The organism is Acinetobacter sp. ANC_7635, from assembly GCF_056779945.1.
On record NZ_JBWYIS010000008.1, the window covers coordinates 26,370 to 40,677 of the forward strand.

The window sequence follows — 14,308 nt, forward strand, 5'->3', positions numbered from 1 at the left end:
AAGACAATATAAAAGATAAAAGGACAGAATGAAGTTAATCAGGAAGATTCAACATATGATTAAGCGATTGTATCGTATGGCCAATACGTACATCCTTGATCCTCAAAATATGCTGATCAATTGGAGTGATTTTAAAAAGGGACGGCTTATCCTCTTTTTTGGAATTCTAAGCCAACTTGAGGTCGCTCGCTGGTTAATTGTGGCTTTTTATACCCCTGAAAAAGCACAGTGGTTAAATCCTGACTATTTTGAATTACGTGTTACCCAATTGTTGGTGACCTCCGTGATTTATCTTGTCCTGTTTTGGAGTTGTTTCAAGTTTCAGCATATCGCTAAGTTTCAAACCTTCATTGCTTACTTTGCCCCTAGTTTCTTTGGAATGACCATGATTTATTCAGGGTATTCGATTGGAATTTATAGTCCTGCAACAATGGCAGGGTTCATTAGTATTGTATTGGTCGGGTTGGTATTTTATAGCCGTAAAATTATTTATGGGATTGCAATTCCAATTACGATATACACGTTATTAACGTGTTACTTGACGCATATCGATCGAATTCGTTATGCACCTATGTTTAGTGATGAGTTGAATAAAAGTATCGTTTACCAAAATGATTTTTGGGTCATGAGCATGGTACAGCTCTACGTGCCCATTTTACTTATGAGTGTTTTATTCTTTGAGATTTTACTCACCCAATGGCGCAGTCGTGAAAAACAATTCGAAACCAGCAGTAAATTTGATGCACTAACGAACGTTTATAACCGTCGTCAAATCAATGAAGTGTTATCACATTTTCAGCAGGATCGTGCTGATTATGCTGTGATCTTATTGGATTTGGATCATTTTAAACAAATTAATGATCAATATGGTCATGCAGCAGGAGATGAAGTCCTGAAACAGGTGGCGACGCGTTTGGAATATCATGTTCGTATTGGTGATACGGTTGGACGTTATGGCGGTGAAGAATTTATATTAATTCTGGACAATCTCAGTCGTGATCAAGCGGTTGATATCGCAGAACGTTGCCGTAACGCGATTGCACATCAGCCAATTGTGCTGGATGATGGAACCTCGTTAAATGTGACGGCAAGCTTTGGTATTGCACTATCCCATGAGTTATCTGATCAAGATGTCATTACGCATTGTGCAGATCACGCTTTATATATTGCCAAAGAAAGCGGACGAAATCAGGTACAGTTATATCAGTCAGCTTAATTCAATGATTAAATTTCGGTTTTGGTACTACTAACTATAGAGAAACATACGTTTAGGTTTTTTTATAGCAATGCTTTTGTTTTGGTCAGTGATCATCAAATTCATACCATAAATTGATCTGAACGATAAAGCAGTCTTTTTAATGCTTAAAGCGCATTGACATGATCGCTGAATACATCCAAATTTTAATAAAAATAAATATGAATATTCGATAATACAATTAGATGATGACTCGAGAGAATGAAGTACAACAACAGCGCAGTTTATTGCAAGCTATCAAATATGTCTTGTTAGAATCTGATCGTTCTATTATTAACTGGTCCAACTTTAATAAAGGGATTCTGTTACTTATATTTGGGCTGTTGATGCTCATCGGTCATTGGTTGTGGTACTACCTAACTTTCCATTCAGAATATCAAATTTGGTTAGATCCAGAATATTATCCTCATCGGACTTTGACCACATGTTTACAAGTGATTTTGACCACGTGTTTTCTGACGATCGCTTTAGTGCTTCGAAAAAATGCTACTGCTCGCCAAATCTTGGGCTATTTAATCCCCTTATTTTATGGATTGATTGTCATTTTTTCAGGATACACGGTTGGGATTTATAGTCCTGCGGTGATGGCGGGAACGGTCAATATTGTATTAATTGGTTTTGTGTTATATGAACAGCGCATCATCTATAGCGTCTCTTTTATTATTGCTTGTATTATCGTGTGGTTGGCAGTACTGACGGCCAATGGTCAACTGACTTATGCACCATTATTTAGTGATGCACTGAATCAATCTAATTTGTATGCCAATCCTTTTTGGCTGAAAAGTATGGCGGTACTATATTTACCCATACTGTTGTGCTCAGCAGTTTTTTTTGAGTTGATCTTGTCGCAGTGGAGACGACGTGAGCGTAAGATTGAAATACTAAGTCAGAAAGATGCGTTAACCAACCTCTATAACCGTCGTTACATCAATCAGTTTACTAGTAAGTTAATTCAACAAAATCGCAGCTTTGCTTTCATCATCTTAGATCTCGATTTCTTCAAGCAGATTAATGACAATTATGGTCATGATGTTGGTGATCTTGTACTTAAACGTATTGCTCTCGTTTTAAAACAGCAAACACGAGAAGAGGATATAGTAGGACGGCTCGGTGGTGAAGAGTTTGTTCTAGTACTGACAGATGGTGATATCGACGAAGCATTAAACATCGCAGAACGTTGCCGTCGAACGATCGAAAGTGAAAAAATTGAGATTAGCCCAGCGACTTTTATTCAAATAACGGCAAGCTTTGGCGTGGCGATGTCACAAAATTTACCACATCTATACACAGACGAAGTAAAGCAAAGGATTTATAGTGCAGCGGATAAAGCACTATATCTTGCAAAGCAGAATGGTCGTAATCAAGTCAGATGTGACACGATATCGACAGCTGAATTTAACATTTGAGATCTTATTTTGGGTCTCCATTGATCACCAAGAGAATAAAAATGAAGACACCTGTACCTGATTATCTTGCCCATGTATTGGACCAATGTCATGCGAATACCGAAGGAGCATTGGCTGACTATATTCCAGAACTGGCAGCTGCCAATCCAAATCGTATCGCTTTAGCACTTTCAACCATTGATGGTACGATTTATTCTTCAGGGGATGATGAAGTTGAGTTCACAATTCAATCAATGTCTAAACCATTTGCTTATGCGTTAGCGATTCAAGAACATGGTTTGGCTCAGGTATTAGAAAAAGTTGGTGTTGAACCTTCGGGGGAAGCATTTAATCAAATCTCATTAGAAAAAGAACGATCGATTCCCAAGAACCCAATGATTAACTCGGGTGCGATTACGACACATTCTTTATTACCTCATAAAAAGACTGTTTCTCGTGCAGAACATTTACGACGTTTCTTGAGTGAACTGTGTGGGCGTGAATTAACCTTTGATGAGCAAGTCTATCAATCTGAACTCAAAACAGCATTTCGTAATCTTTCGATTGGATATATGTTGCGTACCGTCGGCGTGCTAGAAGAAGACCCAGAGCATATTGTTCATGGTTATATTCTACAGTGTGCGATTAAAGTCACCGTGAAAGATTTAGCGCGAATGGGCAGTGTATTAGCGAATGGTGGAAAAGATCCTGTTACGGGGAAATGTATTTTAGATCGTCAGGTATGTCGTCAGGTACTTAGCGTCATGATGACGTGTGGTATGTACGATGCAGCTGGGGATTGGTTGACCACCGTTGGTATTCCTGCCAAAAGTGGTGTGGCAGGGGGGATCATTGGTGTCTTACCAGGTCAGGTTGGAATTGCGGTTTTTTCGCCTAAATTAGACAGCCATGGCAACAGTGTTCGAGGTGTGGAAATCTTTGAACGTCTATCAAGTGATATGGGATTACATTTAATGGAGGGAACCCCTTCAGCACAAACCATTATCCAAAGTCGCCGTGAGTATGATGATGGCATGGTGGTGTATGAGCTACGTGGTGTCTTGCAATTTACAGAGACTGAAATGTTCTTGCGTGAGTTACAGAATGAGCCTGTAGGTAAAAATAAAGTAGTGCTTGATCTTACACATCTGACCTTAATCCATGATGTCGGTGCTCGAATGTTATTTGAAGGTGTGAAACGTCTACAGGATGATGGTCACAGAGTAGTGGTCTTAGATGCGGAATCATTGTTATCGGAACAACAAAGTAAAGGACACAAACGCGTCATTGTCCAACAGCACTTGCATGATTATTTAAAGTGATCAGCAAAGATGATGCACTTTAAGATGCGTGTATAATATTGAAAATTGTATACCGTTTTTTTGGGAATGTTATGAAGTCTGAAGTCCAGCAAGGCAAAATTAAAATTTATCATGCCGATAAAGGTTTTGGTTTTATTGGTGGTGCAGGTGAGGATATTTTTTTCCACATTTCTGACTTTCCTGCAGATGAAGGTGAGCCAAAACGCAATGACCGAGTCAAATTTCAGGTTGTTGAAAATCAAGGTAAATTAAAAGCAGTCAAAATTCAACGTGTAGCTGACCAGTCAGCGAAAGCGAAGAAGTCTCGTGTGGCATCACATAATCAGGCGATTACCAGCGCATTATTATCAAGTTTTAAAAAATAAAAAGCAAAAAAAGCCCTGAATCATCAGGGCTTTTTTGTAGAACAGATCAATCATTCATGTCATGTTTAGATGTTATTTTAGATGATCGGCAATATCGGTAAAAATCACACCTAAACCATATGCACCTGCATCAGGATAGCCTAAGCTACGATCCCCGACAGTACCTGCACGACCCATACGTGCAACAATCTCTTTGGTTGATTCTGCGCCTTGAACAGCAGCTTGAGCACCTAAGATAAAGTTTTCCTTAAAGCTTTTGTCGGTGTTGTTTGACCATGAATCTGCGCATGGCACTAAAGCATCGATCAACGTTTTATCACCGACAACAGCGCCACGTCCAAATGAACGTTCGCCTGTGGTTTGAATACCTTTTACTGCGGCTTGCAGCATATCGGCAAAATCCACCACGCTTAACGTGGTTTTACCTTGAATGGCTTTACTTGCGGCACGGAATGCAGAACCCCAGATGGGACCCGAAGCACCGCCACAATGTTCCATAATGATCATGGAGCTATTGAGCAAGAATTCATCCATCTGCTGTGCTTGGATCAAGCTTTGCCATTCTTTCTTGAGTTGTTTAAAGCCTTTAGCCACACTCATGCCGAAGTCGCCGTCACCTGCGTGCGCGTCTAACTCACAAAATGGCACTTCATTTTTAATAATACAGGCAGCCATGACATCGACCACATAGCGCATGTTTTCAATGGTAAATTGCTCATTTTGAATTTCAGCATGTTCTGCTGCAGTTTCAACTTGGCTGTTGCCTTGATGTTGGGTAGCCGTATCTTTTATCGCAAACTCAATGGCTAAAGCAGGTGAACCATCAAGTTTAAAGGCAGGGGTGTTGGCTTCAGCATCTAAGTATGTTTTGAGTTCATCATCCAATTCAAGTAATGAAATGGATGCACCATTCATGTCGATACTGGTCATGTAGTTGCCGACAAAAGTACGGTAAATTTTGATGCCCTTATGTGCAAGGTGTTCACATACATCATGATTAAACAGATACAGTTCTTGCATTGGGGTAGAACCAAAGCCATTGATCAATACTGCAACTTCTTTCATGTCTGGACGATCTAAAAACAGGTCATCGACCATACGTTGTGCCAGTTCTTTTGCTGGCAAGATTTTTTTACGACGGATGCCTGGTTCACCATGAATACCGACGCCGTATTCCATTTCATCATCGGCAAGGGTAAAAGTTGGTGTACCTTTGGCGGGAACAGTACATGAGCTATAGGCAAAACCTAAACTGATGACATTGGCTGCGGCTTTCTGTGCCACCGCTTTAACTTCACTCAGCTCTAAGCCTTTTGATGCGGCAGCCCCTGCAATTTTATGGACAAAGACTGTGCCTGCGACACCACGACGACCGACTGTATATAAACTATCTTTAACCGCTATATCATCTGCAACTTTCACAAAGTCGACTTTGATGCCATCTTCCATGGCTAAAGCTGCACCATTCTGGAAATTCATCATATCGCCAGAATAGTTTTTGATGATCATTAGCACGCCTTTATCAGTTGCGACGTGTTGCAGTGCTTTATAGACCTGAATTTGTGAAGGTGATGCAAAGACATCGCCACATACGGCTGCGTCTAACATGCCTTGACCGACAAAGCCTGCATGTGCAGGTTCGTGGCCGCTACCACCACCACTGATCAGGGCAACATTGTTGTGTTTTTCTTTTCTTGAAATGATTTTGTGTGATTCAGTGAATGCAAGTTCTGGGTGTGCCAAGACAAAGCCTTTGCACATGTCGACAACCAAGTTTTCAGGGTGGTTGATGAGTTTTTTCATGGAAATATCAAACTTTTGGTAATTTCATTAATAAGTATTAATTATTCACTAAACTTGAAATATTTGCTGATCTAAAAATGTTAAAACGGATGATTTGGGGTTGGGTGGTTAGAAAAGGGACGGTTTTTGATGTATATTTTGATGAAAAGAATCCCCCTAAATCCCCCTTTTTTGCGCTTCTACATAAAGCAGTGCTTAAGTCTCGCTCAGGGGGACTTTCCGCGAATTTGATTGCGGTTTTAGATGCGTGAAATTTCCCTCTTTTCCCTTGCGCCATATATGGCTCAGGGCTAGGGGAGATTTTAAAAAAGAGAATAAAAATGAAGCCCTACAATAAAAATTTAAAACAAGCCTCGCGTGATTTACGCAATAACATGACTGATGCTGAAAAGCTGTTATGGTTACGGCTTCGCAATAAGCAAATTTTAGGTTTGCAGTTTTATCGCCAAAAGCCAATCTTAAATTACATCGTAGATTTTTACTGTCCAGCTGCCAATTTGGTGATTGAGTGTGATGGTAGTCAGCACTTTACGGTTGTAGGTTTAGAAGCAGATCAGATTCGGGATGATGCTTTGGCTCAGTTGGGGTTAAAAGTTTTAAGATTTGATAATGAGCAGGTCATGGGGCGGATTAATGAGGTAGTGGAAACAATTTATCAATTTATTCAGCAGGAATCCCCCTCTTGCGAAACGTAGTTTCTCACCTTTTTCAAAGGGGGACTTCACACGAATTTGATTGTGGTTGTGGATTCGTGTCGTTTCTCTCTTTTTTAAAGGGAGGTTAGGAGGGATTAATTTATTTGAGTCCAAGGTACGGGTTCAAGTTGTCCGTACATAGTCACAGTTTCTCGATTAGAGTATTCACCATCATAGTTACATATTGCTAATATAGACAATTCTAAAAGCCGTAAAGATATTTTCCATGAATCAAGTGCAACATCATAAAAATTTCCTTTAGCGCTATGTTCTGGATGTATAAAACTATTTCTTATATCTGTAATGGCATGGGCTAGGTCAGCCCATTTAGTATGATTGCCCACTTTATGCATTAACTTTTTATGAGATTCTTCTATATCGATAGCAATATTTAAACTTCTTAAGAAAAGTCTAAGTTTGTCAGAGGTTGTTAGTTTTTTAAAACTTTCTTTTACTAATAACTTCTTATGTTGAACAATGTAAGTGAATGCAAGTAATTCTAAAGCAGATTGCGCAAGAATTACGCCACTTTCTTTTCCATGATCTAAGTCATTCGAGGAGATAAACCAAAAAATGACTTCATGTAGCGCTTTTTTCCAGTGTTGCTCAGTATAGTATTTTCTTAAGAATAGAGGTGCTAGAGTACAGAGTAATGAATCTTTATATGATAATGACCAATTATAGTGAGGGGATTTTTTTGAATTCCTAGAATAAGCATAAGGTTTCCAAATTGCTTTTCCATTGTGATCAAACCCAATTGGTAGCACAATTGATCTCCAGTCACCTATATAAAATGAGAAAAATAAATTTAGCCCGGTTATTAATTCTTTTACTTCTTCAATTGAAAACTTTTTCAAAGAGACATTAGAAATTTTTATAGTATGGGTATTAATTTGGGTTTCTTCATTTTTACAGTCTTTTAAATCATTTTCAGATAATTCAGGTGATTGATTGATCTCAATTTTCCAATCATCATAAATAAAACTAATTGTGTTTTTAAAAAAGTACTTAAAATTAAATAAGTGACCAATGACGTAACTTATCTTCTTGTCATTTGACAAAATTGTAGTATGAATATCAAAATTACTTTGTCTTGGACTAAGTACTAACTTGTTTTTTTCTCCACCTGACTGGATACAAAAAGCAGGTATATCGACTTCTTTAATACGAACTTTATTAATCCCTGAACTATGTGCTAGTAAAAATAAACTAAAGAATGGGTCATCTTCAGAATTGTGGATTGAAATATTAAATTTAAAAGAAAATTTTCGTTTATGGTTAAAAATAATTTTAACTTTGCTTTCATTAATTTTGTCATTATCTGGGAGTTGTGCATTTAATGATCTATTAAGAATTAAAGGTTCTTTTTTAAAGTTATAGTATGGTACAAAGTTAGACATATCTATTCATTGATCAATATCTTTATATTCAGATAGTATAAATTTTATTTCTATGAATCAAATGATTATCAAAAAAAATCCATCCTAACCTCCCTTTAAAAAAGAGAGGAGCTGTCACGTAATCAATTTGATACACGAAATTCCCCTCTTTGAAAAAGAGGGGTAAGGGGAGATTAAAAACAAAAATCCCCTCACTCGAGGGGATTTTTTATATTCGATACGAATGAATTCTTCCCCCTTTGAAAAAGGGGGATTTAAAAAGATTCAGATAATCAATTAAGCAATCGAATCATCCAAATTCGGCGCTAACCAACGTTTTGCTTCATCCAACGTCCAACCTTTACGCTTCGCATAATCTTCTAGCTGATCGCCAGAGATCTTACCCACGTTAAAGTATTCAGTTTCAGGGTTTGCATAGTAGAAACCGCTCACTGATGAAGGTGGCCACATCGCAAAGCTACTGGTTAAGTAAGTTCCGATCTTGTCAGTGGTGCCTAACCAATCAAACAGTGGTGCTTTTTCAGAGTGTTCAGGACAAGCAGGGTAGCCCGGTGCAGGACGAATACCCACATACTTCTCTTTAATCAATTCTTCATTAGAAAGCTGTTCATCAGCTTGGTAGCCCCAAAACTCTTTACGAATACGTTGGTGCAAGTGTTCTGCAAATGCTTCTGCAAAACGGTCACCCAAGGCTTGAACCATAATCGCGTTATAGTCATCACCTTTGGCTTTGTATTCTTGCGAAAGCTCTTCTGCTCCAAAGATCGATACAGTGAAACCACCCAAATAATCTTGCGCCACGTCTTTCGGCGCAACAAAGTCAGCCAGTGAGAAATTTGCTTTACCTGTGACTTTGTCAGACTGCTGACGAATATGCTCAAAGGTATGCGTCACATTGCCATTTTCATCAGTTACCGCAACAGTGTCTGCTGCAACACGGTTGGCAGGGTAAAGACTGAAAGTAGCGCGCGCATCGAAACGTTTATTTTCGATGATGTCTTTGAGCATCGCTTGTGCTTGTTCAAACAAATCACGTGCAGCTTCACCCACAACTTCATCTTCAAGGATTTTCGGGTATTTACCCGCCAAACTCCAAGAAATAAAGAATGGTGTCCAGTCGAAGTATTCCACCAAAGTTTCTAAAGGATAGTTGGTGAATGTTTCAGAACCAATGAAGTTTGGTTTTACAGGTGCATGCTTGTCAAAGTCAATTTTGAAACCATTTTCAACGGATTCAGCATAAGACAGTTTTGCAGCTTTCGGTTGCTTATTCGCTAGACGTGTACGGATTTTTTCATAATCCGCTGCATAATCCGCTGCCAATTGCGGCTTCATATCAGCAGATAAAAGCTGTGTTGCAACACCCACCGCACGTGAAGCATCAGCCGTGTAGTACACACCATCATTGTGATATTGCGGCGCAATTTTCACGGCAGTATGCGCTTTCGATGTTGTTGCACCACCAATCATCAATGGAATGTTAAAACCTTTACGTTGCATTTCTTTGGCAACAAAGACCATTTCATCCAATGACGGTGTGATCAAACCTGATAAACCGATGATGTCAACTTTTTCATCAATCGCAGTTTGTAAGATTTTCTCACAAGGTACCATCACGCCAAGGTCAACGATGTCATAACCGTTACAGCCCAGTACCACGCCGACAATGTTTTTACCAATGTCATGTACGTCGCCTTTTACTGTTGCAAGCAAGATTTTACCTTTGGCTTCGCCTTGGGTTTTTTCTGCTTCAATGAACGGGTTCAACCAAGCCACAGCTTGTTTCATAACACGTGCAGATTTCACCACCTGAGGTAGGAACATTTTGCCGGCACCGAACAAGTCGCCAACCACGTTCATCCCTGCCATGAGTGGACCTTCGATCACATCAAGTGGACGAGCTGATTTTAAACGTGCTTCTTCGGTATCTTCATCAATATAAGTCGTAATACCTTTTACAAGCGCGTATTCAAGACGTTTTTCAACAGGTTCATTGCGCCATTCAAGGTTTTCTTCGGCTTTTTGCGCACCCGCTTGACCACGATATTTTTCCGCAACAGCGAGTAATTTTTCAGTCGCTTCTTGACCGCTTGCGCCTTGGTTACGGTTCAGCACCACATCTTCAACAGCTTCTTTTAGCTCAGCATCGATATCATCATAAATCGCAAGCTGACCTGCGTTGACGATACCCATGGTTAAGCCTTGTTGAATGCCGTGATATAAGAACACCGCATGAATCGCTTCACGAACAGGCTCATTCCCACGGAATGAGAACGATACGTTTGAGATCCCGCCTGACACCATGGCATTTGGCAGGTTTTGCTTAATCCAACCTGTTGCTTCAATGAAGTCCACGCCATAGTTGTTGTGTTCTTCAATACCTGTTGCGACCGCAAACACGTTTGGGTCAAAGATAATATCTTCAGAAGGGAAGCCCACTTCATTCACAAGCACATCATAAGAACGTTTACAGATTTCTTTTTTACGTTCAGCAGTATCCGCCTGACCATTTTCATCAAACGCCATGACAATGACTGCCGCACCGTACTGACGGCAGAGGCGAGCACGTTCTACAAACTCGTCATAACCTTCTTTTAAGGAAATCGAGTTAACAACTGCTTTACCTTGGACGCATTTCAAACCTGCTTCAATGATCTCCCATTTAGAAGAGTCAAGCATGATTGGCACACGTGAAATATCAGGCTCAGACGCGATCAGATTCAGGAAATGCACCATCGCTTCTTGCGAATCCAGCATCCCTTCATCCATGTTGATGTCGATGATTTGCGCACCGGCTTCAACTTGTTGACGTGCCACATCTAAAGCTTCGGTGAAGTTACCTTCTTTAATTAAACGAAGGAATTTTTTAGAACCTGTCACGTTGGTACGTTCACCGACGTTGACGAATAATGAATCTTTAGTGATGTTAAATGGCTCTAAACCACTTAAACGACATGCAGGTTCAATTTCAGGGATTTGACGCGGCGCAATACCTTCAACTGCTTGCGCAATCGCACGAATATGATCAGGCGTCGTACCACAACAACCACCGGTGATGTTGATCAAACCACTTTCAGCGAATTCTTTAATAAATGCTGCAGTTTCTTCAGGGGTTTCATCATAACCACCGAAGGCATTTGGTAAGCCTGCGTTTGGATGCGCTGAAACAAAAGTATCCGCAACGTCAGACACGGTTTTGACGTGTGGACGCATCGCATCTGCACCCAGTGCACAGTTAAAGCCAATCGATAAAGGCTCTGCATGGCGCATTGAGTTCCAGAATGCTTCTGCGGTTTGACCTGTGAGTGTACGGCCAGATGCATCGGTAATGGTGCCCGAAATCATAATTGGCAGTTCGTAACCAATTTCTTTAAACACTTCTTTCACTGCAAAGATCGCAGCTTTGGCATTTAGGGTATCGAAGACCGTTTCAATCAAGATGATGTCTGCACCACCTTCAATCAATGCCTTAGTCGCTTCAATGTAGTTAACTTTTAACTCATCAAAGGTGATGTTACGGAATGCCGGATCATTTACATTTGGTGAAATTGAAGTGGTACGTGACGTTGGTCCTAATACGCCCGCGACAAAACGTGGCTTTTCAGGTGTTGAGTATTTTTTACATGCTTCTTTGGCAATTCGAGCTGCTTCACGGTTAATCTCAGGAACCAAATCTTCCATATGGTAGTCAGACATTGAAACACGCGTTCCATTGAACGAGTTGGTTTCAATAATATCTGCACCAGCTTCAAGATAAGCTTCATGAATGCCTTGAATAATCTGTGGCTGAGTTAGAACCAATAAGTCGTTATTACCCTTAAGGTCGTAGGCCCAATCCTCAAAACGTTCACCACGGTAATCAGCTTCTTCCAATTTGTGGCGTTGGATCATGGTACCCATTGCACCATCAATAATCAGGATACGTTTGGCAAGAAGCGCTTTTAAGGTGGCGAGGGTAGACATCAAATGACTCTCACAAAAATCTGCACAAATAATGGTGCAATATTTTAGCAGAGTTACGTCCACTTTTCTGATAAATAAAAATTTATGAACCTATTCCCAAAAAATTAAGGATGAATTTCATCCATCGACTACGATGACCAACCTATCAAAACTGAAACTGTCTATATTTCATCATGTTGTCATAATCTAATGTAATAATAATTGCCGTTGTAACAAATGTGACAGTGATGTCATCTTTATTTCATCTATTTAATTACCGATTGAAATAAAGATTAAAGACGAGGTTTTTGTATTAACTATATGATTATTATTGTTAAATTTTGAATATCATTAGTTTTTAAAGTTTAATTTTCTTAAATAAGTGTCATTTGGATGACTTATATGACAGCTCTTTGTCATATAATTGTAATAATTAAATTGAACAATAGAGGGGATATTTATCCTCTTTCTCTGCTTGCATGAATTCTAATCAAACTCCAGTTTCAGATTCAGCACAATCGTCAACGCCTATGCAGTCGACGAATGTTCACGTGCCAACGCCGAAATTCTTTATGCCAGTGTTCCTTACACTGATTGTTTCAACCTTGATTTACATTGGTTTTCAGTTGGCTGCTGATTTATCTCATGTGCCTGCTTTAAATCTTTATGCTGTGATCATGTTGGCCACGGCATTGTTTATCGCATTGGGTTTCGAGTTCGTTAACGGTTTCCATGACACGGCCAATGCTGTGGCAACGGTCATTTATACCAACGCTTTATCTGCACCTGTCGCTGTAATGTGGGCAGGCTTCTGTAACTTCCTTGGCGTAATGGTCGCAAGTGGTGCAGTTGCCTACGGTATTATCGCGCTATTGCCTGTTGAATTGATTATGAACGTCGGTTCAGGTGCCGGTTTTGCCATGGTCTTTGCCATGTTGATTGCCGCAATCGTATGGAACTTAGGAACTTGGTTCCTCGGTATCCCTGCTTCTAGCTCTCATACACTGATCGGTTCAATTTTAGGTGTGGGCATCATGAACTACATCTTAAACGCAGGTAATGGTGCGTCAGGTGTAGACATGGAACAGGTGATGAAAGTGGGTAAAGCACTTTTATTCTCACCATTAATCGGTTTTGCATTTGCGGCTGTATTGTTCTTATTGGTTAAAAAAATCTTTAAGAAACAAGTGGAATTATTCCAACCACCAGAAGGGAATAAACCGCCGCCGCCACTTATTCGTGCCATTTTGATTTTCACGTGTACCGGTGTAAGTTTTGCACACGGCTCAAATGATGGTCAAAAAGGTATGGGTCTGATTATGTTGATTCTGATCGGGATCGTGCCATTGGCTTACTCTTTAAACAAGAGTCTAGATCAACAACATATCCAAACGTTTGGTCAGTTATCTGCTCAAACTGCTGATTTGATTTATCCAAATCACCAAGATATTCCAGATGAAAAAGCACGTCAAATTATCACGTCATATATCCAAACCAAAGAAATCACACCTGAAGTTGTGCCAGCTTTGGCAAGCTTGACGGATCATTTAGGTGAAAAAGTAGGAAGCTACACATCCATTAAAGATGTTCCTGAAGATCAAGTGGCTGAATTCCGTAATGATATGTACCTCAGCACGACTGCATTCAAGCGTTTAGATAAAGCAGAAGCTTTACCTGCCATGACTGAAGCGCAAGAAAAAACAGTGGACAACTACCGTGATAACTTAGATTCATTCCTGCAATACATTCCAACATGGGTGAAAGTTGCGACTGCATTGGCATTAGGTCTAGGGACGATGGTAGGCTGGAAACGTATTGTTGTTACCGTTGGTGAGCGTATTGGTAAACAACACATGACTTATGGTCAGGGGATGTCTGCAGAGTTAGTTGCAATGTCAACGATTGCTGCTGCTGATGGCTTTGGTATGCCAGTGTCAACAACACACGTTTTAAACTCTGCTGTAGCAGGTACGATGGTTGCGAATAAGTCGGGCTTAAACTTCCAAATGGTTCGCACAATCTTATCAGCGTGGATTTTCACACTGCCAGCAACAATCTGTTTATCAGGTGGTTTATTCTGGTTGTTCCTTCAGTTCACCTGATTGAATTCAATACTTAAAGACTAAAAAAGCGCTGAACAA

Annotated in this window: 9 protein-coding genes; 6 read left to right on the forward strand and 3 right to left on the reverse strand. The window is 40.0% G+C overall.

What is annotated here, in order from left to right:
* The first annotated feature begins 55 nt into the window (after positions 1-55).
* The 4 genes from AC1M89_RS09835 (at position 56) to AC1M89_RS09850 (ending at position 4,327) form a co-directional block, all read left to right on the forward strand.
* Entirely contained in the window at positions 56-1,216 is a 1,161-nt protein-coding gene (locus tag AC1M89_RS09835; RefSeq protein ID WP_481614161.1) for a GGDEF domain-containing protein, read from the forward strand.
* Positions 1,217-1,440: 224 nt separating this feature from the next.
* On the forward strand, positions 1,441-2,661 hold the full coding sequence (locus AC1M89_RS09840) for a GGDEF domain-containing protein (protein ID WP_481614162.1): 1,221 nt from the start codon (positions 1,441-1,443) through the stop codon (positions 2,659-2,661).
* Positions 2,662-2,702: 41 nt separating this feature from the next.
* Positions 2,703-3,962, forward strand: a complete 1,260-nt coding sequence (locus tag AC1M89_RS09845) for a glutaminase (RefSeq protein ID WP_481614163.1) — start codon at positions 2,703-2,705, stop codon at positions 3,960-3,962.
* 71 nt (positions 3,963-4,033) lie between these two features.
* Positions 4,034-4,327: a cold shock domain-containing protein gene (locus AC1M89_RS09850; RefSeq protein WP_481586536.1), complete on the forward strand. Its 294-nt coding sequence runs from the start codon at positions 4,034-4,036 to the stop codon at positions 4,325-4,327.
* Between the two features lie 72 nt (positions 4,328-4,399).
* On the opposite strand, the gene dhaK is transcribed toward AC1M89_RS09850, so the two are convergent.
* Positions 4,400-6,130 (reverse strand): dihydroxyacetone kinase subunit DhaK, encoded by a 1,731-nt coding sequence (dhaK, locus tag AC1M89_RS09855; RefSeq protein ID WP_481614164.1) that lies wholly within the window; start codon positions 6,128-6,130, stop codon positions 4,400-4,402.
* Positions 6,131-6,450: 320 nt separating this feature from the next.
* Here dhaK and AC1M89_RS09860 point away from each other — a divergent pair, with 320 nt between their 5' ends.
* On the forward strand, positions 6,451-6,825 hold the full coding sequence (locus AC1M89_RS09860; RefSeq protein ID WP_481614165.1) for an endonuclease domain-containing protein: 375 nt from the start codon (positions 6,451-6,453) through the stop codon (positions 6,823-6,825).
* 95 nt (positions 6,826-6,920) lie between these two features.
* Here the strand turns inward: AC1M89_RS09860 and AC1M89_RS09865 are convergent, their stop codons facing one another.
* Positions 6,921-8,225, reverse strand: a complete 1,305-nt coding sequence (locus tag AC1M89_RS09865; RefSeq protein WP_481614166.1) for a YopA family protein — start codon at positions 8,223-8,225, stop codon at positions 6,921-6,923.
* A 276-nt stretch (positions 8,226-8,501) separates the two neighbouring features.
* Complete coding sequence (gene metH, locus AC1M89_RS09870) at positions 8,502-12,188, reverse strand: methionine synthase (RefSeq protein ID WP_481614167.1); 3,687 nt, start codon at positions 12,186-12,188, stop codon at positions 8,502-8,504.
* Between the two features lie 458 nt (positions 12,189-12,646).
* Here metH and AC1M89_RS09875 point away from each other — a divergent pair, with 458 nt between their 5' ends.
* The gene (locus AC1M89_RS09875) at positions 12,647-14,269 is read left to right on the forward strand and encodes an inorganic phosphate transporter (RefSeq protein ID WP_180027990.1); all 1,623 of its coding nucleotides are present in this window, start codon (positions 12,647-12,649) and stop codon (positions 14,267-14,269) included.
* The last annotated feature ends 39 nt before the right edge of the window (positions 14,270-14,308 follow it).

Bases quoted from the DNA above. Each gene is read 5' to 3' on its own strand.
- AC1M89_RS09835 (WP_481614161.1), top strand. From the start codon at position 56: ATGATTAAGCGATTGTATCGTATGGCCAATACGTACATCCTTGATCCT.
- AC1M89_RS09840 (WP_481614162.1), top strand. From the start codon at position 1,441: ATGATGACTCGAGAGAATGAAGTACAACAACAGCGCAGTTTATTGCAA.
- AC1M89_RS09845 (WP_481614163.1), top strand. From the start codon at position 2,703: ATGAAGACACCTGTACCTGATTATCTTGCCCATGTATTGGACCAATGT.
- AC1M89_RS09850 (WP_481586536.1), top strand. From the start codon at position 4,034: ATGAAGTCTGAAGTCCAGCAAGGCAAAATTAAAATTTATCATGCCGAT.
- dhaK (WP_481614164.1), bottom strand. From the start codon at position 6,130: ATGAAAAAACTCATCAACCACCCTGAAAACTTGGTTGTCGACATGTGC.
- AC1M89_RS09860 (WP_481614165.1), top strand. From the start codon at position 6,451: ATGAAGCCCTACAATAAAAATTTAAAACAAGCCTCGCGTGATTTACGC.
- AC1M89_RS09865 (WP_481614166.1), bottom strand. From the start codon at position 8,225: ATGTCTAACTTTGTACCATACTATAACTTTAAAAAAGAACCTTTAATT.
- metH (WP_481614167.1), bottom strand. From the start codon at position 12,188: ATGTCTACCCTCGCCACCTTAAAAGCGCTTCTTGCCAAACGTATCCTG.
- AC1M89_RS09875 (WP_180027990.1), top strand. From the start codon at position 12,647: ATGAATTCTAATCAAACTCCAGTTTCAGATTCAGCACAATCGTCAACG.